Here is a 17,520-nt window from a genome sequence, read left to right on the forward strand (position 1 = left end):
ACGACCTCTCAGCCACCACGGACAACTTCTGAGCCACCACGGACGACTTCGGAGGAACCGGTGACGCAGCACCACCCGACCGCGGACGACCTGCTCCGTTCGGTCACCGACACATTCGGCTCGGAGGAACCGCCGAGCGAGGACGACAGCCTCATCGCCTGGGGCCTGGACTCGATCACCCTGATGAAGATCGCGGGCGGCTGGCGGAAACAGGGCGTCCGGGTCAGCTTCGCGGAGCTGGCCAAGGAGCCCACCCTGCGCGCCTGGCGGGAGCTGTTGGCAGCCCACATACCGGCCGTCGCACAGCCCGCCGAGCGGACGCCCGCCGTGCCGCCGCCCGCGCCCGAACCACGCGAACCTTTCCCGCTGGCCGTGATGCAGCACGCCTACTGGATCGGCCGCGGCGACAAGACCACGCTCGGCTCCGTCGCCGCCCACCTCTACGTCGAGTTCGACGGCCCCGGCGTCGACCCCGACCGGCTGGACACGGCCGTACGAGCGTTGGCGGCCCGCCACGGCATGCTGCGCGCCCGCTTCACGGACGACGGCCGCCAACAGATCCTGCCCGACCTCACCCACCCTGCGACGAGCGTCAACGACCTGCGGGCGCTGGACGCGCGGACGGCGGCGGCCCAACTGGAGGAGATCCGGCACTCCGCCTCGCACGCGCGCCTGGACGTCGCGGCCGGCGAGGTCTTCTCCGTCCAGCTCTCGCTGCTGCCGGACGGTTCGAGCCGACTGCACGTCGACGTCGACATGCTCGCGGCCGACGCACTCAGCTACCGGGTGCTCCTCTCCGACCTCGCCAAGCTCTACCAGGACCCCGGCACCACGCTCCCCCCGATCCGCACCAGCTACCCGGAGTACCTCGCGGAGCGCGCGGACGTACGGCGGCTGAGCCGGGAGCAGGCCCAGGAGTGGTGGCAGCGGCGGATCCCCGAACTGCCCAGCGCCCCCGAACTCCCGCTCGTGCCCGAGGCGGAGCGCACCGACCCGACCCTGGTGACCCGCCGCCACCACTGGCTGCCGCCCGCGGAGAAGCGGCGACTGACCACCCGCGCCCACCAGCACGGGCTGACCCCGGCCATGGCCGTGGCGACCGCCTTCTCGGAGGTCATGGCCGCCTGGAGCGGACAGCCCCGCTTCCTGCTGAACGTGCCGATGTTCGACCGCAGGGGCTCCCACCCCGACGTCGACCTGCTCGTCGGCGACTTCACCAGCTCGGTGCTGCTCGACATCGACCTCGCCGAACCGGGCTCGTTCACCGAGCACGCGCGACGCCTTCAGGACCGTATGCACACCGACGCGGCCCATGCCGACTACTCCGGCGTGGAGGTGCTGCGGGACCTGTCCCGGCAGAACGGCGAACAGGTGCTGGCGCCGGTGGTGTTCACCAGCGCCCTCAACCTCGGCGAGCTCTTCGACCAAGGCGTACGGCAGTCCTTCGGCAAGCCCGTCTGGATCATCTCCCAGGGGCCCCAGGTGCTCCTCGACGCCCAGGTCACCGAGGTCGACGGCGGACTGCTGGTCAACTGGGACGTCCGCGAGGACGCCTTCCCGGCCGGCATGATCGACGCGATGTTCGCCGCCTTCCACGGCCTCGTCACCCGGCTCGGCACCGACGACACGGTCTGGGAGCGGCCCGTGCCGGCCCTGCTGCCCGACGCGCAGTCGGCGGTCCGCGCCAAGGTCAACACCACCGACGGCCCGCGCAGCCACCGGCTCCTGCACCAGGGCTTCTTCGACCGCGCCGCGGAGCGGCCGGACGCCCCCGCCCTGTTGTGGGCCACCGAAGGCGCCCTGTCCTACGGCGAGTTGGCCGACCGCGCGCTGAGCACCGCCGCCGCCCTGGTGGAGCGCGGCGTACGCCCCGGCGACACGGTCGCGGTCAGCCTCCCCAAGGGGCCCGACCAGATCACCGCCGTACTGGGCGTGCTGGCCGCGGGCGCCGCCTATGTGCCGATCGGCGTCGAACAGCCCGCCGCACGCCGCGACCGCATCCGCGCCACCGCGGGTTTCCGGGTCGCGCTCACCGACGGACGCCCGGTCGAGGGCCTCGACGCCCTGCCGGTCGCCGAGGTGATTGCGCGAGCACCCCTGCCCCAGCCGGTGACCGTGGACGAGGAGCAGCCCGCCTACGTGCTGTTCACCTCCGGCTCCACCGGCGAACCCAAGGGCGTCGAAGTGCCGCACCGGGCGGCCATGAACACCATCGACGACCTCAACGACCGTTTCGGCGTGGGCACTTCGGACCGCTGTCTCGCCCTGTCCGCACTGGACTTCGACCTCTCCGTCTACGACATCTTCGGGCTGCTGAGCGCGGGCGGCGCCCTCGTGCTCGTGGACGAGGACGACCGGCGCGAGGCGAAGGAGTGGGCCGACCTCGTACGCACGCACAAGGTAACGCTCCTCAACTGCGTGCCCCCGCTGCTCGACATGCTTCTCCTGGCCACCGCACCCGGCGAACTCACCGGAATGCGGGCGGTGTTGCTCGGCGGCGACTGGGTGGGCGCCGACCTGCCGGGGCGGCTCGCCGAGCGGGCCCCGGGGTGCCGGTTCACCGGGCTGGGCGGGACGACGGAGACCGCGATCCACTCCACGGTGTGCGAGGTGACGGAGGGGCAAGTCCCGGCGCGCTGGAGGGCGGTGCCGTACGGCACGCCGCTGCGCAACGTCCGCTGCCGGGTCGTCGACGCCCATCGGCGGGACTGTCCGGACTGGGTGCCGGGTGAGCTGTGGATCGGCGGGGACGGGGTGGCGCTCGGATACCGGGCCGATCCCTCGCGCACGGCCGAGAAGTTCACCGAGGCGGACGGGGTGCGCTGGTACCGCACCGGCGACCTCGCGCGGTACTGGCCCGACGGCACCCTGGAGTTCCTCGGCCGCCGCGACCACCAGGTCAAGGTGCGCGGCTTCCGGATCGAACTCGGCGAGGTGGAGGCGGCGCTCGCCGCTCACCCCGCGGTACGGCGTGCCGTCGCCGGGCTGCCCCGGGGCCAGGGCGTCCAGCTGGCCGCCGCGGTGGCCGCCGACCACGGGACGATCGAGGACGAACTGCGGGAGTGGGCGCGGTCCGTGCTGCCGCCGCACATGGTCCCGGCCCGGATCGCCGTGGCCGAGGAACTTCCGCTCACCTCCAACGGCAAGCTCGACCGCCGTGCCGTACAGGAGCTGTGGCAGGTGGCGGAGGCGGAACAGCACCGGGCTCCCGGCACCGCTCTGGAGACGGTCGTGGCGCGGGTATGGCAGGACGTCCTCGGCGTCCAACGCGTCGGCCTCGACAACGGCTTCTTCGCCCTCGGTGGTGACTCGGTGCTCGCCACCGTGATCGTCGGCCGGCTGCGCGAGGCGCTGGACAGCTCGGAGGTCTCCGTACGGTCCCTCTTCGCGACCCTGACGGCCGGCGGCATGGCCAAGCGGCTCTCCGCCGAGGAGGAGACACCCGGGCGCCTGGAACAGGTCGCCGCCATCACCCTGGAGATCGAGGACATGTCGGCGGACGAGGTCGACTCCGCGCTCAAGGACACCTGAGAAGGCTCATGGACACCTGAGAGGGCTCCATGACAGAAGGAGGGGCGGGGTGCCCGAAAGCACCCCGCCCCTCCTTCGCGCCCCCTCGGGCGGTCAGTCGAGCTTCTCGAACCCGGGCTCCAGGTTGTCCAGCGCCCACGGGATGCCCAGCACGGACGGGCTGCGGAGCTGGCTGATGGTCGCGACGTCCGTCACGACGTACCGGTCGTCCTTCACCGCGGACATGTTCTTCACCAGGTCACTGGACTCGAAGGCCTTCTTCAGGTCAGGCGTGGTGAACGCGATGACCGCCAGATCGGCGTCCAGCTTGTCGAGCTGCTCGAAGGACAGCTCGCCGGTCGGGCTGCCGTTGACCGTCTTGATGTTCTTCACGGTCGGCGTCAGGCCCATCCCGACCTGGCTCATCAGCTTCGCGGCGAAGTCCTCCTCGGACGCGATCGTGAAGATCTTCGCCGGGGTGTTGCCGATGGACAGGCTGTAGGTCTTGCCCTGAAGCTTCGGATGCTTCGCCTTCACCGCGGCGATGCTGTCCTCGGTCTCCTTGATGACCTGCTCGCCCTGCTCCTCCTTGCCGACGGCCTTGGCGACCACCTGTACGTGCTCCTGCCAGGTCTGCTGGCCCCAGGCCGTCTCGTAGCCGATGGTCGGCGCCACGGCGGCGAGCTTCTTGTAGTCCTTGTCCAGGGTGAAGTCGGAGGTGGCCAGGATCAGATCGGGCTGGAGGGACGCCACCTTCTCGTAGTCGACGGCGGTCAGCGTGTCGAGGAGCTCGGTCTTCTTGGTGTCGATCTTGTCCTTCAGCCACGGATAGACGCCGTCCGAGCTGAGGGCGTCCTTGGACACGGCGACCGGCGTGACACCCAGGGCGTACAGCGCGTCGACGTCGTCCGTACCGCCGTTGCCGATCACCACGATCCGCTCCGGCGCCTTGGTGACCTTCGTGGTGCCGAACTTGTGCTTGATGGACACCGGGAAGGCGGACGAGGCGTCCGCCTTCGCGTCGCCGGAGGCGTCGGAGGAGGTGTTCGAGTCGTCCTCCACGGAGCCGCAGGCTGCCAAGGCGGCGGCCAGGGTGACGGTGAGAAGGGTGGTGCGGAGCTTTCTCGTCATGTGCGTCCCTTGCGCCGGTGAAACAGGCAGGATCTGTACGGCCGTCAGTAAAGCAAGGTAAGCCTTGCCTTAACAACGGGTTTCGGACAACTTCTCTGTATCGGACGTGAGTTGACGTTTCGTCACCAATGTTCAGGGGCGGGCGGTGAGGTAACCCCCCATCGTGCGGAAGTAGTCGGTCGCCGCGTACTCCGTGCCGTCGTCCGTGCGCAGTCGCTTGATGACCAGCCCCGGGTGGCGGCCCGTGTGGGCCTCGCTGCCCGCCACGATGACCACGCCGTCGCCCTCGCGGATGAAGATTCGGCCCGGAGTACCGCCGTAGCTGGCCTCGGAGACGGCGGCGGAGGCGATCCTGATCCGCTGTCCGCGATGGAACGTGTACGCGTTGGGGTACGGGTCCGACTGCGCTCGCACGAGCCGCTCCAGACGCTCCGCCGGCCAGTTCCAGTCGATGCGGCTGTCCTCCAGCGAGCGTTTGTGGAAGAAGCTCGCCCGGCTGCGGTCCTGCGGCTGCCAGTGGGTGGCGTCCTTGCCGGAGGCGATGAGGTCGAGCGACTCGCGCACGATCGGCGCGATCAGGTCGACTGTGCGGTGGAACAGGTCAGTTGCGGTGTCCGTCGGACCGACCGCCACCGAGCGCTGCATCAGGATGTCCCCGGCGTCCAGCTCGGCGTTCATGCGGTGCGCGGTGACGCCGACGCGCGCCTCCCCGTTGATGAGCGCCCAGATGATGGGTGAGAAGCCGGCATACGACGGCAGCAGCGAGTCGTGCACGTTGAGCGTGCCGTGCGGAGGCAGGTCGAACAGCTCCGGCGGCAGCCAGGTGCGCCAGTTGTTGGCGACCAGGATGTCGGGCCGTGCGTCGCGCAGGGCGGCCAGGAGTTCGGGGTCGTCGGGGCGGTTGCGCAGGAGTACGGGGACGTCGTTCTTCTCGGCCAGTTCGGCGACGTTGTCGTCCCAGATCTTCTCGTAGGCGTGGTCGCTCTTCGGGTGCGTGACCACGAGGACGACCTCGTGGTCGGAGTCCAGCAGGGCCTGGAGTGTGCGGTGACCCCAGGTCTGGTAGCCGAACATGGCGACGCGCATGCGGTTCTCCCCTTCGGCAGGCTCCATTGCAAGGTAAGGCTAACCTTATCTAACATGTGGCTGCCTGAGGGAGGCGATGCCACGGTGAAGTCACCGCTCACGGGATCGGACACCACCTACGACGTCCTCGGAATCGGCTTCGGGCCGTCAAATCTCGCCCTGGCCATAGCGATTGACGAACACAACGCGGATCTTCCGGCCGACCGTCGGACCAACGCCCTTTTCCTGGAGCGACAGTCGGGTTTCGGCTGGCACCGGGGCATGCTCATCGACGACGCCACGATGCAGGTGTCGTTTCTCAAGGACCTGGTGACGCTGCGCGATCCGGCCAGCGACTTCAGCTTCCTGTGCTTCCTGCGCGAGCGCGGCCGGCTGATCGACTTCCTGAACCAGAAGACGCTCTTCCCGCTGCGCGTGGAGTTCCACGAGTACTTCGAGTGGGCCGCCGAGCGGGTGCGGCACCTCGTGGCGTACGACCACTGCGTGACCGCCGTCGACCCCGTGCGCGACGACAACGGCACGGTCACGCACTTCGAGGTCGTCTGCCGTGACCCGGAGCGGCCGGGCCGGCACATCACCTATCGCGCCCGCGACATCAGCGTGGCGGTCGGCCTGGAACCCCATGTGCCGCCCGGCGTCGAACTCTCCGAACGCGTCTGGCACAACAGCCAGTTACTGCCCCGGGTGACCGAACTCGCCCACACGGGCGCGCCGGTGCGCCGCGCGGTCGTGCTCGGCGCGGGGCAGAGTGCCGCCGAGACCGTCGACTATCTGCACCGCTCCTTCCCTGAGGCCGAGGTCTGCGCGGTGTTCGCCAAGTACGGCTACACCCCGGCCGACGACAGCCCGTTCGCCAACCGCATCTTCGACCCGGAGGCGGTGGACGTGTACTTCGGCTCGCCCTCCGAGGTGAAACAGTCCCTGTTCGACTACCACCGCTCCACCAACTACTCCGTCGTCGACATGGAGTTGATCGAGTCCCTGTACGCCACCGCGTACCAGGAGAAGGTCATCGGCCGCGAGCGGCTGCGCTTCCTCAACGTCTCCCGCATCCGCGAGGTCGGGCGGCGCGGGGACGGCGGGCTCGACATCGCGGTGGAGTTCCTGCCGACAGGCGAACAGCAGACCCTTGAGGCCGACGTGCTCGTGCACGCCACCGGATACCGGCCCCGCGACCTCACCGCCCTGCTCGGCGAGGCGGCGAAGGTCTGCCTCCGGGACGACGGGGACGCGATCCGTGTCTCGCGCGACCATCGCGTGGAGACCGCGTCCGACGTCACCGCGGGGATCTATCTGCAGGGCGGCACCGAGCACACCCACGGACTGACCTCGACCCTGCTGTCGACCACCGCGATCCGCGCCGGGGAGATCCACCGCTCCCTGCTGGCCCGCCGCACGGCCCCCGTCTGAGCCGGTCAGACCGCCTCCGCCGCCGGTACGGCGGGGTCGAAGGCCGCCGCCACCCGATCCGTGGACGTCACCGCCCCACATGTGTCCGCCACCCACTCGAGCGCGAACTCATGGCTCCCGGCCGACACATCGGCGATGGCGTCCGCGACCACGAAAGGTTCCAGATCCTCCACCCAGGCGTCGGCGGCCGTCATCAGGACGCCGACCCGGGCGAACAACCCGACTACCACCACCTGATCCCGCCTCAGTTCGCGTAACCGGCTGTCCAGTCGGGTCCGGGCGAAGGCGCTGTATTTCCGGGCGGTGAGCACGCTGTCGCCGATGCGGGGCGTCACCTGCTCGGCGAACGCCTCGCCGTCCGCGCCGTTCCTGTCGGCCGGCCGCCCGGAAGGACGGCCGGTGGGGGCGGGGCCCCGCTCGCCGGCCGGCACCGAGTGGATGACGGGGACGCCAGCCCCATGGGCGGCATCCGCCAACCGGCCGACGTTCGTGAGGAGTTCGGCGACGGGGGCACCCTCCTGGTCCAGTTCCCGCAGGAAACGCCGTTGCAGATTGAGCACCACGAGTGCCGCCCGGCCCGGGTCGAGGGTCCACCCGGTCCGGTCGTCGGGCAGCATGGCGGGGGTCGGCATGACGTACGGGAAGATCGAGCCAGGCGTCATCTCGGGTTGCCCTTCGGTGAGTTGGGGAACCCTTGTTAGGTTAGCCTCACCTAAGTTCGATTGTCTCGCCCGTGAAACCTGTGAACTCGCCTCACCGAACTCGCCTCACCCCAGGGCGCGGTCCAGATTGAAGGCCGCACTGATCAGCGCGAGATGCGTGAACGCCTGGGGGAAGTTGCCCTGTTGCTCGCCGGTGTGGCTGATCTCCTCGGCGTACAGCCCCAGATGATTGGCGTACGTCAGCATCTTCTCGAAGGCGAGCCGCGCCTCGTCGATCCGGCCGGCCCGGACCATCGCCTCGACGTACCAGAACGAGCAGATCGAGAACGTGCCCTCGTCGCCGCGCAGCCCGTCGGGGCTGGCCATCGGGTCGTAGCGGTAGACCAGCGAGTCGGACACCAGCTCCTGGGTGAGCGCGTCAAGGGTGGACAGCCACTTGGGGTCCGTCGGCGCGATGAACTTCGCCAGCGGCATCATCAGCAGGGAAGCGTCGAGCACGTCGCCGCCCTCGTGCTGGACGAAGGCCTTGCGCGTCTCGGACCAGCCGCGCTTCATGATCCGCCGGTAGATCGTGTCCCGGCACGCCTGCCAGCGCGGCAGATCGGCGGGCAGGCCGCGCCGGTTGGCCATGCGGATCCCGCGCTCGATCGCGACCCAGCACATCAGCCGCGAGTACAGGAAGTTCTTGCGGCCGCCGCGGGTCTCCCAGATGCCCTCGTCGGGCTGGTCCCAGTGCTCGCACACCCAGTCCACCAGCGCGCACACGTCGTCCCACTGGTCGCTGGAGATCGGCTGCGCCCACTTGTCGTAGAGGTAGATCGAGTCGACCAGCGCGCCGTAGATGTCCAGCTGGAGCTGGTCGGCGGCGGCGTTGCCGATCCGCACCGGGGCGGAACCGAGGTGCCCCTCCAGGTGGTCGAGTTCGCGCTCGGGCAGGTCGGCGCGGCCGTCGATGCCGTACATGATCTGCAGCGGACCGGCGTTGCAGCCGTCGCCCCTGCTGACGTGGCGGGTCAGGAACTGCATGAACGCCTCGGCCTCGCTGGTGAAACCCAGCCGTAGGAGCGCGTACACGCAGAAGGCGGCGTCGCGGATCCACACGTACCGGTAGTCCCAGTTGCGTTCGCCGCCGATCTCCTCGGGCAGGCTCGTCGTCGGCGCGGCCACGATGGCGCCGGTGGGCGCGTAGGTGAGCAGCTTCAACGTGAGGGCCGAGCGGTGCACCATCTCCCGCCAGCGGCCCCGGTACTTGGAGGCGGACAGCCACTGCCGCCAGTACTCCACGGTGCTGTGCAGCTGCGCCTCGGCCTCGGTCCTGGCGCACCGACGCGGGGTCACCTCGCCGCCGACCTGGTCCAGCGCGAACACCGCCGACTCGCTCTGGGAGAGCTTGAACTCGGCGTACGCGTCAAGGTCGTCGACCTCCAGCGGTACGGTCGCGGTCAGCCCGAGCGAGAGCGTCTCGGACTCGAAGACCGCGACCTCGCCGACCATGCGCACGGTGTGCGGCTGGGCACCGTACTCGAAGCGCGGCGCCACGCGCGTCCGGAACGGGATGGACCCGCGCACGCAGACCACGCGCCGGATCAGCCGGTGGCGTTCCGCGTCGGCCGGGTCGCCGTCGACCGGCATGAAGTCCTGCACCTCGCCGACGCCGTCCTCGGTGAAGAACCGGGTGATCAGGACGTTCGTGTCGGGGAAGTAGAACTGCTTGGTCTTCGCCGGCACTGCGGCCGCCAGCTCGAAGCAGCCGCCCCGCTCAGCGTCCAGGATGGCCGCGAAGACGCTCGGCGCATCGAAGGCCGGGCAGCAGTACCAGTCGATCGTTCCGTCCGTCCCGACCAGGGCCACACTGCGCAGGTCGCCGATCAGCCCGTGCTCGGCGATCGGCACATACCGTGACGCCGCCGGTCCCTCGTGGTCGATCGGTGTCGTGCTCATCGCAGCCTCCCTGGCCCGCCATGCGCCTCGCTCCCAGCGTAGGTGGAATCGGGCGGGCGGGGGCCGGGATCGGGATCCGGGGCCGGGCCGGTGACGGGGATCAGTACGCCGGCCGGTGCTGCGGCATCCCGGTCCACGACCTGGACGACCCGGAAGTGGTCCGCTGGGTGGGCGGCGGCAGGTTCACCGGGTGCCACCACCGGACGTGAATCGGAGCGCGGGCCGAGGGCAGGGGCGCGAGGGCGGGCCGCCGGCGGGCGCCGGCACGGGAATGGGGCCGTGATCGGAGCCCGGGGTCGGTCAGACCGTGACGACCTTCAGCCCCGCCTCCTCGAAGCTGCGCACCGTCTCCGCCGGGGCCGCCGTGTCCGTGACCAGGGTGTCCACCGCGTCGGTCGCGCAGATCCGGGCGAACGCCCGCTGGCCCAGCTTGCTGGAGTCCGCGGCCACGATCACCCGCTCGGCCCGCTCGCACAGCAGCCGGTTGATCGCCGCCTCAGCCTCGTCGTGCGCGGCGGCGCCGTGCGTGGCATCGAGGGCGACCACGCCGAGCACCGCCACATCGATCGTGATCTGGGCCAGTACCCCGTCCGCGAGCGGCCCGATGAGCTCGTACGACTGTGGGCGCGCGACGCCGCCGGTGACCACGATCTTGAACTGGGGGCGTACGGCCAGCTCATTGGCGATGTTCAGCGCGTTGGTGACGACGGTCAGCGCGGGCGAGCCGGTCACCAGGTCGCTGCGCACCGCCAGGGCGCGTGCCACCTCGGTGGTCGTCGTGCCGCCGGTCAGGCCCACCGCCTCGCCGGGCGCGATGAGGTCGGCCACCGCCTTGGCGATGCGCTGCTTCTCGGAGGCGTGCCGGGCGGTCTTGTAGCGCAGCGGCAGTTCGTACGACACCCCGTGCACGACGGCGCCGCCCCTGGTGCGGACCAGCATTTGCTGCTCGGCGAGCTGATCGAAGTCCCGGCGGATCGTGGCGGAGGAAACCTCCAGATCGGCGGCTGCCTCCTCGACGTCCAGTCGGCCCCGCTCGACGAGCAGCTCCAGCAGCGCCTTCCAGCGGGCATCGCGCGACATCCGCCCTCCATTCCTCTGTCTCCGGCGACCCTAGCGCACACCCTTTCCGCTGGAATGCTTGATTCTGCTCGAAAGCTAGCGATATCTTGCAAGAATAAGCATTGCGCATGAGTGTGAGGCTCTGTGGAAAGCCGGGAAGGTGGCGGCATGACGCATGTCGAGGACGAGCTCAACAGTCAGCCCGAGTGCTGGACGCGCGCCGCGGCGGAGGCGGCCGGCCTCGGCGGGCTGCTGCCGGCGCCGGGGGAGCGGATCGCGGTGGTCGGCTGCGGCACGTCGTACTTCATGGCGCAGGCCTTCGCCGCGCTGCGCGAGGGAGCGGGCCAGGGGGAGACGGACGCCTTCGCCGCCTCGGAGTTCCCGCACGGGCGGACGTACGACCGTGTCCTCGCCCTCACCCGCTCCGGCACCACCACCGAAGTCCTCGATTTGCTGGGGCAGTTGAAGGGCCGTACCCGCACCACGGCGATCACCGCCGACCCGAACACGCCCGTCATGGCGGCGGCGCACGACATCGTCGTCCTCGACTACGCGGAGGAACGGTCCGTCGTCCAGACCCGGTTCGCGACCACCGCCCTGACCCTGCTCCGCGCCCACCTCGGCCTGCACACCGACGATGCCGTGGCCGACGCCCGCGTCGCGCTCGCCGCCGAACTGCCCGAAGGGCTCGTGGAGTGCGGGCAGTTCACCTTCCTGGGCCGTGGCTGGACCGTGGGACTGGCCAACGAAGCCGGGCTGAAGATGCGCGAGGCGTCGCTGTCCTGGACCGAGGCCTACCCGGCGATGGAGTACCGGCACGGCCCGATCAGCATCACCACGAGCGGCACCGCGACCTGGATGTTCGGTGAGGCGCCCGAGGGGCTGGCCGAACAGGTGCGCTCGACGGGCGGGTTGTGGATCGAGGGCCGCCTCGACCCTCTCGCCGAACTGGTCCGCGCCCAGCGGCTCGCCGTCGCCGTCGCCGCCGCCCGAGGGCTCGATCCGGACCAGCCGCGTCACCTCACCCGCTCGGTGATCCTCGCCCCCTGACGGAGCCGCTGCCCCATGGCACGCCACGCCATGCCCACCCCCTCGCCATGGCGGCCCCTCGCCATGGCAAGCCCTCGCCATGGCGTCGGATCGCCCTGGCGTCCCATCGCCCGCCGGCGCGCCCCTCACGTGCCGAGAAAGGACAGGCCGTGCCCCTCGTGACCACCGGCGAGCTCATCGCCGGCGCCGCCGCAGCCCGCTCCGCCGTCGCCGCCTTCAACGTCATCACCCTGGAGCACATCGAGGCCGTCATCGCCGGTGCGGAGTCGGTGAGTTCACCGGTCGTCCTCCAAGTCAGCGAGAACGCCGTCAAGTTCCGCTACGGACGGCTCCTGCCGCTCGCCCGCGCGGCCGTCGCCGCCGCCGAACGCGCCGCCGTCCCCGTCGCCCTGCACCTCGACCACATCCAGAGCGACGAGCTGCTGCGCCAGGCGCCGGACGCGGGGTTCAGCTCGGTGATGTACGACGCGGCCCGCCTGCCGTACGCGGACAACCTCGCCGCGACGAAGGCGGCCGTCGGCTGGGCGCACGCCCAAGGTCTCTGGATCGAGGCCGAGTTGGGGCGCCTGGGCGGCAAGAACGGCGAGCCGCCCCTCGACGCCCACGCCCCCGGCGCCCGCACCGACCCCGCCGAGGCCCATGCCTTCGTCACCGACTCCGGCGTCGACGCCCTCGCGGTGGCCATCGGCAGCTCGCACGCCATGACCACCCGCACCGCCACCCTCGACCACGACCTCCTCAAGCGCCTGACCGCCACCCTGGACGTCCCCCTCGTCCTGCACGGCTCCTCGGGCGTCCCCGACGACGAACTGACCGCGGCCGTCGCGGGCGGCATCGCCAAGGTCAACGTCGGCACGGCCCTCAACATCGCCATGACGGGAGCGATCCGCGACTTCCTCGCCGCCCACCCCGAGGCCGTCGACTCACGCAAGTACCTGAGCGTGGGGCGGGAGGCGATGGTGCGGGCGGTGGCCGACATCATCGGCGTCCTGAAGGCTCCCTGACCGACCACCCCGTGTGCATACTTAGGTATGCCTAAGTCGAAGCGTGTGCCTGAACTGGGCGAGATCCAGGAGACGTTGCTCATCCCGCTCTACGGGCGGGCCGTGCAGACACGCAAGCGCAACGGCCTGATCCACGACCCGAAGGCCGTGGAGATGGTCGAGTCCCTCGACTACGACTTCTCGCGCTTCGACGGGGCGAAGAGCCTGATCGGCGCCACCCTGCGCACCCTCCAGTTCGACGCCTGGGTGGCCGACTTCCTGCGCCGCCATCCGGCCGGCACGGTCGTGGAGATCGGCACCGGCCTCAACACCCGGTTCGAACGCCTCGACAACGGCACGGTCCACTGGTTCGACCTCGACCTCCCCGACGTCATGGCCCTGCGCCGCACCTTCTTCCAGGACACCGACCGCAGACACACCCTCGCCACCTCCGTCACCGACCCCGCCTGGGCCGAGACGGTGCGCGCGAGCCCGGGGCCGTACTTCCTCGCCGCCGAGGCCGTCATGATCTACCTCGACGAGGACCAGGTCCGCTCGGTGTTCGACCTCGTCGCCGACCGGCTGCCCGGAGCCGAGCTGGCCCTGGAGACCGCCAGCGGCTACGTCGTCGACCGGCAGGACAGTCATGACGTCCTCGCCAAGATGGCCGCGCGCATGCGCTGGAGCTGCGACGACCCCCGGGATGTCGAGTCCTGGCGCCCGGACGTCCGGCTCGCCGAGTCACGCACCTTCGCCGACTTCACCGGCCCCGTCCGCAGCGCCGTACCCCTCTCCGTACGGATGCTGCTGCGGGCCATGGCGGTGATCCGGCGCCGCGAGATCGAGTCGTACCGCCTGAACCGCTACCGGGTCGGGGACCCGGATCCCACCGTCACTTCTTGACGGCCCTCAGCACCACGAACTTCCGGTCACTGGCGACGAGTTGGCTGTTGCCGAACAACCGCCGCAGCTTCACGTGATAGCCGAGATGCCGATTGCCGATCACCCACAGCTCACCGCCCGGCCTGAGCGCGCGCCGCGCCCCCGAGAACATCCGCCAGGCCGTCGCGTCGGTCGTCGCCTGGTGGGAGTGGAACGGCGGATTGTTGAGCACGAGGTCGACACTCCCGGCCGGCACACCCGCCATCCCGTCCCCGACCCGGAACTCCGCGTGCCCCGGCACCCCGTTCGCCCGGTACGTCGCCTCAGCCGAGGCCACGGCCTGGAACGACTCGTCCACGAACAGCACCTCGGCCTCCGGGTTGGCCAGCGCCACCGCCGTACCGACGACGCCGTTGCCGCACCCGAGGTCCACCACCCGCTGGGCCCCCTTGACGTCCGGCAGATGCCCCAGGAGGAACCGCGTCCCGATGTCGAGCCGGTCGGCACAGAAGACGCCCGCGTGATTGACGACCGGGCGTTCCGAGACCGCGCCGATGCCGTTCGGCAGGTCGTAGGTGTACGGCCACGGGTTCGCGGGCCGCGTCCGCGACGGCTCGGGCGTGCAGAAGATCAGCCGGGCCTTCTTCTCCGCGAGCGAGGTGCGGGTCGGGCCGAGGATCCGCTCGAACAGCTGGAGCGTCGAGGTGTGGATCTCCTTGACCATGCCCGTGCCGACGACCACCGTGCCCTCGTGCACGGAGGGCGCCAGCCGCAGCAGCTGGTCCTCCAGCAGCGCCAGGCTCTTCGGCACCCGCACCAGCAGCACGTCGATACGGTCCGGCGGCGCGTCCTGCGTGGTCAGCAGCCCGACGGCGCCGGGCTCGACGCCGATCCGGGCGAGGTTGGCCCGGGTCGCCTCCTGGGCGAGGCAGGAGTCCGTGATCTGCGTCGGCCCGTGCTCCGCGAGTGCCGTGACCAGCGCGCCCCAGCGGTCACCGAGGACCACGACCGTGCCGGCCAGCGGGATCTCCCGCTCCGCCAGATGCCTCAGGAGGTACTCGTCGGAGGCGTCCCAGGCACGCAGCCTGTCACGCGGGTCCTCGGGGAAACGGGTCAGTGCGAGCTCGCCCCAGGGCGTCGTCATACGGTCGTTCATCGTGCGTCAAGGCTAAGCGACCCCGGCGGCCGGCCGAGCCGCAGCTCACGGCCGGTGCGGGAGGATGGGGGCATGGACGCCGAGCTGTTCCCCCGGGAGCGTACGGAGGTCGCGCCGGGCGCGGTGCACGTACCCGACTGGCTGGACGCGGAGCGCCAGCGCGAGCTGCTGGAGGCCTGCCGCGCATGGGCGCTCCCACCGGCCGGCCTGCGTACGGTCAGCACCCCCGGTGGCGGCACGATGACCGCCCGGCAGGTCTGCCTGGGCTGGCACTGGTACCCGTACGCCTACGCCCGCACGGTCGTCGACGGCGCCCCGGTGAAGCCGTTCCCCGAGTGGCTCGACGAGCTGGGCCGCCGCGCGGTGCGGGACGCACTGGGCACACCGGGGGCGGAGGCGTACGACATCGCGCTGATCAACTTCTACGATGCCGACGCCCGCATGGGCATGCACCGCGACAGCGACGAGAAGTCGGACGCACCGGTGGTGTCCCTGAGCCTCGGCGACACCTGCGTGTTCCGCTTCGGCAACACCGAGACCCGGACCCGCCCCTACACGGACGTCGAGTTGCGCAGCGGCGACCTGTTCGTGTTCGGCGGCCCGTCGCGGCTCGCGTACCACGGAGTGCCGAAGGTGCAGCCCGGCACCGCACCCCCGGAGTTGGGCCTGACCGGGCGGCTGAACATCACGCTCAGAGTGAGCGGCCTGTAGGCCGCCACAGCTGCGGATCATGGGAGACTCGCCCTCATGAGCGGCAACGCGGACCCCCGGCCGGCGGGGGAAGGGACCACCTCGAGGACGCGGTTGGACCGGGGGCGCGGCGCGCTCGGGCCCGCGTTGGAGCTCGTGCACACCGGGCGCGCGCCCACGCGTGCCGTCCTCACCGCCGAGCTCGGGGTGACCCGGGCCACGGCCGGCGCGGTCGCCGCCGAGCTGGAGGCCCTCGGGCTGATCCGGGTCGACGCCCGGCCCGGCGCGGCCGCCGGTTCGCAGGGCCGGCCCTCGCACCGGCTGTCGGTCGCCGAGGACGGGCCGGTCGTCCTCGCCGCACAGGTCCACGCCGACGGTTTCCGGGCGGCGCTGGTCGGCCTGGGCGGCCGTATCGTCGCCACCGCGCCCGGCTGCGAGACGGTCGAGCCCGATCCGGCGAAGGTGCTCGGCTCGGTGGTCGAGGCGGGCGCCGACCTGCTGCGTACGACGGGCCGTCGCTGCGTGGGCGCGGGCCTGGCCGTCCCCTCCGCGGTCGCTGAACCCGACGGCCTGGCGCTCAACCCCCTGCACCTCGCGTGGCCGGTGGGCGCGCCCGTCCGCCGTATCTTCACGGAGTGCGTGCGCACGGCCGGGATCACCGGACCGGCGTTCACCGGCAACGACGTCAACCTCGCCGCGCTCGCCGAGCACCGGCACGGCGCGGGGCGCGGCTCCCGCGACCTGCTGTGCGTGGCCACCGGGCACCGGGGTGTCGGCGGGGCGCTCGTGCTCGACGGCCGTCTGCACACCGGCAGTTCGGGTCTGGCCCTGGAGGTCGGCCACCTCACCGTGAACCCCGAGGGCAGACCCTGCCACTGCGGCAGCCGGGGCTGCCTGGACGTCGAGGCCGACCCGCTGGCGTTCCTCGTGGCGGCCGGCCGCGAGCCCGGCCCCGAGGTGTCCCTTCTCCAGCAGGCCCACGACCTGATCCGCACCCAGTACGACGACCCGGCGATCCGCATCGCCACCGAGGCCCTCATCGACCGCCTCGGCCTCGGCCTCGCCGGCCTGGTCAACATCCTCAACCCGGACCGCATCATCCTCGGCGGCCTCCACCGCACCCTCCTCGACGCCGACCCCGACCGCCTGCGCGCCGTCGTCGCCGACCGCAGCCTGTGGGGCCAGAGCGGCGGCGTCCCGATCCTCGCCTGCACCCTCGACCACAACAGCCTGGTCGGCGCGGCCGAGTTGGCCTGGCAGCCGGTGCTGGACGATCCGCTGGGAGCGCTGACGCCGTAGCTCTCACCGCTCCTCGGCGATGTTGAGGATGTGGGGTGTCGGGGCGCCCGGGCGAGCGCGGGCGCGGCTGCGGGAGCGTTCTCGGACGAGGACGGACCTGGGTACGCTTCGTGACATGCGGATCTCCGTCTCCTCGGACATGGACGAACCAGTGGCGCGCTCGCTCGTCACCGAGCTGCGCGACCGCGGCCACGAGGTGGTGACGTACGGCGCGCTCAGCCCCGGCGCCGACCCCCAGTGGGCCGCCTGCTCCGAGGCCGCCGCCCGCGACGTCGCCGACGGGACCGCCGACCAGGCCGTCGTGTGCTGCTGGACCGGCACCGGCGCCTCCATCGCCGCGAACAAGGTCCCGGGCGTACGGGCCGCCCTGTGCACGGACGCCTACACGGCCGACGGCGCCCGCCGCTGGAACGACGCCAATGTGCTCGCCCTCGGCCTGCGCCTCACGTCCGAGCCGCTGCTCAAGGAGATCCTCGACGCCTGGTTCGCCGGCGAGGCGAGCGCGGACGCGGAGGACCGGGAGAACGTGGCGCGCATCGGACGCCTGGACGTCGGCAGGGCCTAGGTGTATTGACCACGAGCGTTGTTAACGCTGGCCGGGCTTGATCATGGCGAAGGCCTCCGTGTGTGGTGGAGGTGTCGAATCTTCACCGCACGGAGG

14 protein-coding genes are annotated in these 17,520 nt (G+C 71.1%); 8 read left to right on the forward strand and 6 right to left on the reverse strand.

All coding sequences use genetic code 11. From position 1 onward, the window contains the following. Window positions 1–60 precede the first annotated feature (60 nt). Window positions 61–3,531 (forward strand): amino acid adenylation domain-containing protein, encoded by a 3,471-nt coding sequence (locus tag ACIA8X_RS44495; protein WP_399460668.1) that lies wholly within the window; start codon window positions 61–63, stop codon window positions 3,529–3,531. A 93-nt stretch (window positions 3,532–3,624) separates the two neighbouring features. Here the strand turns inward: ACIA8X_RS44495 and ACIA8X_RS44500 are convergent, their stop codons facing one another. Together ACIA8X_RS44500 and ACIA8X_RS44505 are read right to left on the reverse strand one after the other, a co-directional pair. Continuing rightward, window positions 3,625–4,641 (reverse strand): iron-siderophore ABC transporter substrate-binding protein, encoded by a 1,017-nt coding sequence (locus ACIA8X_RS44500; protein WP_393460618.1) that lies wholly within the window; start codon window positions 4,639–4,641, stop codon window positions 3,625–3,627. Between the two features lie 132 nt (window positions 4,642–4,773). Beyond that, window positions 4,774–5,727, reverse strand: coding sequence for a methionyl-tRNA formyltransferase (locus ACIA8X_RS44505; protein WP_399460669.1), 954 nt, complete (start codon window positions 5,725–5,727; stop codon window positions 4,774–4,776). An 84-nt stretch (window positions 5,728–5,811) separates the two neighbouring features. Between ACIA8X_RS44505 and ACIA8X_RS44510 the strand changes: the two genes are divergently transcribed. Then, window positions 5,812–7,137 carry a lysine N(6)-hydroxylase/L-ornithine N(5)-oxygenase family protein gene (locus ACIA8X_RS44510; protein WP_393460612.1) on the forward strand — a complete coding sequence of 442 codons (1,326 nt, stop codon included), beginning with the start codon at window positions 5,812–5,814 and terminating at the stop codon, window positions 7,135–7,137. A gap of 5 nt (window positions 7,138–7,142) precedes the next feature. Here the strand turns inward: ACIA8X_RS44510 and ACIA8X_RS44515 are convergent, their stop codons facing one another. The 3 genes from ACIA8X_RS44515 to ACIA8X_RS44525 all read right to left on the reverse strand — a co-directional run bounded on the left by ACIA8X_RS44515 (window position 7,143) and on the right by ACIA8X_RS44525 (window position 10,820). Further along, the gene (locus tag ACIA8X_RS44515; protein ID WP_393460609.1) at window positions 7,143–7,799 is read right to left on the reverse strand and encodes an isochorismatase family protein; all 657 of its coding nucleotides are present in this window, start codon (window positions 7,797–7,799) and stop codon (window positions 7,143–7,145) included. Window positions 7,800–7,904: 105 nt separating this feature from the next. After that, window positions 7,905–9,740: a glycoside hydrolase family 15 protein gene (locus tag ACIA8X_RS44520; protein ID WP_399460670.1), complete on the reverse strand. Its 1,836-nt coding sequence runs from the start codon at window positions 9,738–9,740 to the stop codon at window positions 7,905–7,907. Between the two features lie 300 nt (window positions 9,741–10,040). Continuing rightward, window positions 10,041–10,820, reverse strand: coding sequence for a DeoR/GlpR family DNA-binding transcription regulator (locus ACIA8X_RS44525; protein WP_393460603.1), 780 nt, complete (start codon window positions 10,818–10,820; stop codon window positions 10,041–10,043). A gap of 147 nt (window positions 10,821–10,967) precedes the next feature. On the opposite strand from ACIA8X_RS44525, the gene ACIA8X_RS44530 reads away from it, so the two are divergent. The 3 genes from ACIA8X_RS44530 to ACIA8X_RS44540 all read left to right on the forward strand — a co-directional run bounded on the left by ACIA8X_RS44530 (window position 10,968) and on the right by ACIA8X_RS44540 (window position 13,735). Continuing rightward, window positions 10,968–11,849 carry an SIS domain-containing protein gene (locus ACIA8X_RS44530; protein WP_393460600.1) on the forward strand — a complete coding sequence of 294 codons (882 nt, stop codon included), beginning with the start codon at window positions 10,968–10,970 and terminating at the stop codon, window positions 11,847–11,849. A 149-nt stretch (window positions 11,850–11,998) separates the two neighbouring features. Further along, window positions 11,999–12,853, forward strand: coding sequence for a ketose-bisphosphate aldolase (locus ACIA8X_RS44535; protein ID WP_393460597.1), 855 nt, complete (start codon window positions 11,999–12,001; stop codon window positions 12,851–12,853). 45 nt (window positions 12,854–12,898) lie between these two features. After that, window positions 12,899–13,735 carry a class I SAM-dependent methyltransferase gene (locus ACIA8X_RS44540; protein ID WP_393460594.1) on the forward strand — a complete coding sequence of 279 codons (837 nt, stop codon included), beginning with the start codon at window positions 12,899–12,901 and terminating at the stop codon, window positions 13,733–13,735. Here the strand turns inward: ACIA8X_RS44540 and ACIA8X_RS44545 are convergent. Then, complete coding sequence (locus tag ACIA8X_RS44545) at window positions 13,725–14,858, reverse strand: methyltransferase (RefSeq protein ID WP_393460591.1); 1,134 nt, start codon at window positions 14,856–14,858, stop codon at window positions 13,725–13,727. The genes ACIA8X_RS44540 and ACIA8X_RS44545 overlap by 11 nt on opposite strands. 84 nt (window positions 14,859–14,942) lie before the next feature. On the opposite strand from ACIA8X_RS44545, the gene ACIA8X_RS44550 reads away from it, so the two are divergent. The 3 genes from ACIA8X_RS44550 (at window position 14,943) to ACIA8X_RS44560 (ending at window position 17,424) form a co-directional block, all read left to right on the forward strand. After that, window positions 14,943–15,581 carry an alpha-ketoglutarate-dependent dioxygenase AlkB family protein gene (locus ACIA8X_RS44550; RefSeq protein ID WP_393460588.1) on the forward strand — a complete coding sequence of 213 codons (639 nt, stop codon included), beginning with the start codon at window positions 14,943–14,945 and terminating at the stop codon, window positions 15,579–15,581. A 36-nt stretch (window positions 15,582–15,617) separates the two neighbouring features. After that, a complete protein-coding gene (locus ACIA8X_RS44555; RefSeq protein ID WP_393460586.1) occupies window positions 15,618–16,859 on the forward strand; it encodes an ROK family protein in 1,242 nt (413 codons plus the stop codon). A 115-nt stretch (window positions 16,860–16,974) separates the two neighbouring features. Next, a complete protein-coding gene (locus ACIA8X_RS44560; RefSeq protein ID WP_393460583.1) occupies window positions 16,975–17,424 on the forward strand; it encodes an RpiB/LacA/LacB family sugar-phosphate isomerase in 450 nt (149 codons plus the stop codon). Window positions 17,425–17,520 lie beyond the last annotated feature (96 nt).

It is taken from the genome of Streptomyces sp. NPDC051738 (genome assembly GCF_044453205.1).
GTDB lineage: Bacteria > Actinomycetota > Actinomycetes > Streptomycetales > Streptomycetaceae > Streptomyces.

Bases quoted from the DNA above. Each gene is read 5' to 3' on its own strand.
- ACIA8X_RS44545 (WP_393460591.1), bottom strand. From the start codon at position 14,858: ATGACGACGCCCTGGGGCGAGCTCGCACTGACCCGTTTCCCCGAGGAC.
- ACIA8X_RS44520 (WP_399460670.1), bottom strand. From the start codon at position 9,740: ATGAGCACGACACCGATCGACCACGAGGGACCGGCGGCGTCACGGTAT.
- ACIA8X_RS44555 (WP_393460586.1), top strand. From the start codon at position 15,618: ATGAGCGGCAACGCGGACCCCCGGCCGGCGGGGGAAGGGACCACCTCG.
- ACIA8X_RS44505 (WP_399460669.1), bottom strand. From the start codon at position 5,727: ATGCGCGTCGCCATGTTCGGCTACCAGACCTGGGGTCACCGCACACTC.
- ACIA8X_RS44550 (WP_393460588.1), top strand. From the start codon at position 14,943: ATGGACGCCGAGCTGTTCCCCCGGGAGCGTACGGAGGTCGCGCCGGGC.
- ACIA8X_RS44530 (WP_393460600.1), top strand. From the start codon at position 10,968: ATGACGCATGTCGAGGACGAGCTCAACAGTCAGCCCGAGTGCTGGACG.
- ACIA8X_RS44500 (WP_393460618.1), bottom strand. From the start codon at position 4,641: ATGACGAGAAAGCTCCGCACCACCCTTCTCACCGTCACCCTGGCCGCC.
- ACIA8X_RS44515 (WP_393460609.1), bottom strand. From the start codon at position 7,799: ATGACGCCTGGCTCGATCTTCCCGTACGTCATGCCGACCCCCGCCATG.
- ACIA8X_RS44525 (WP_393460603.1), bottom strand. From the start codon at position 10,820: ATGTCGCGCGATGCCCGCTGGAAGGCGCTGCTGGAGCTGCTCGTCGAG.
- ACIA8X_RS44560 (WP_393460583.1), top strand. From the start codon at position 16,975: ATGCGGATCTCCGTCTCCTCGGACATGGACGAACCAGTGGCGCGCTCG.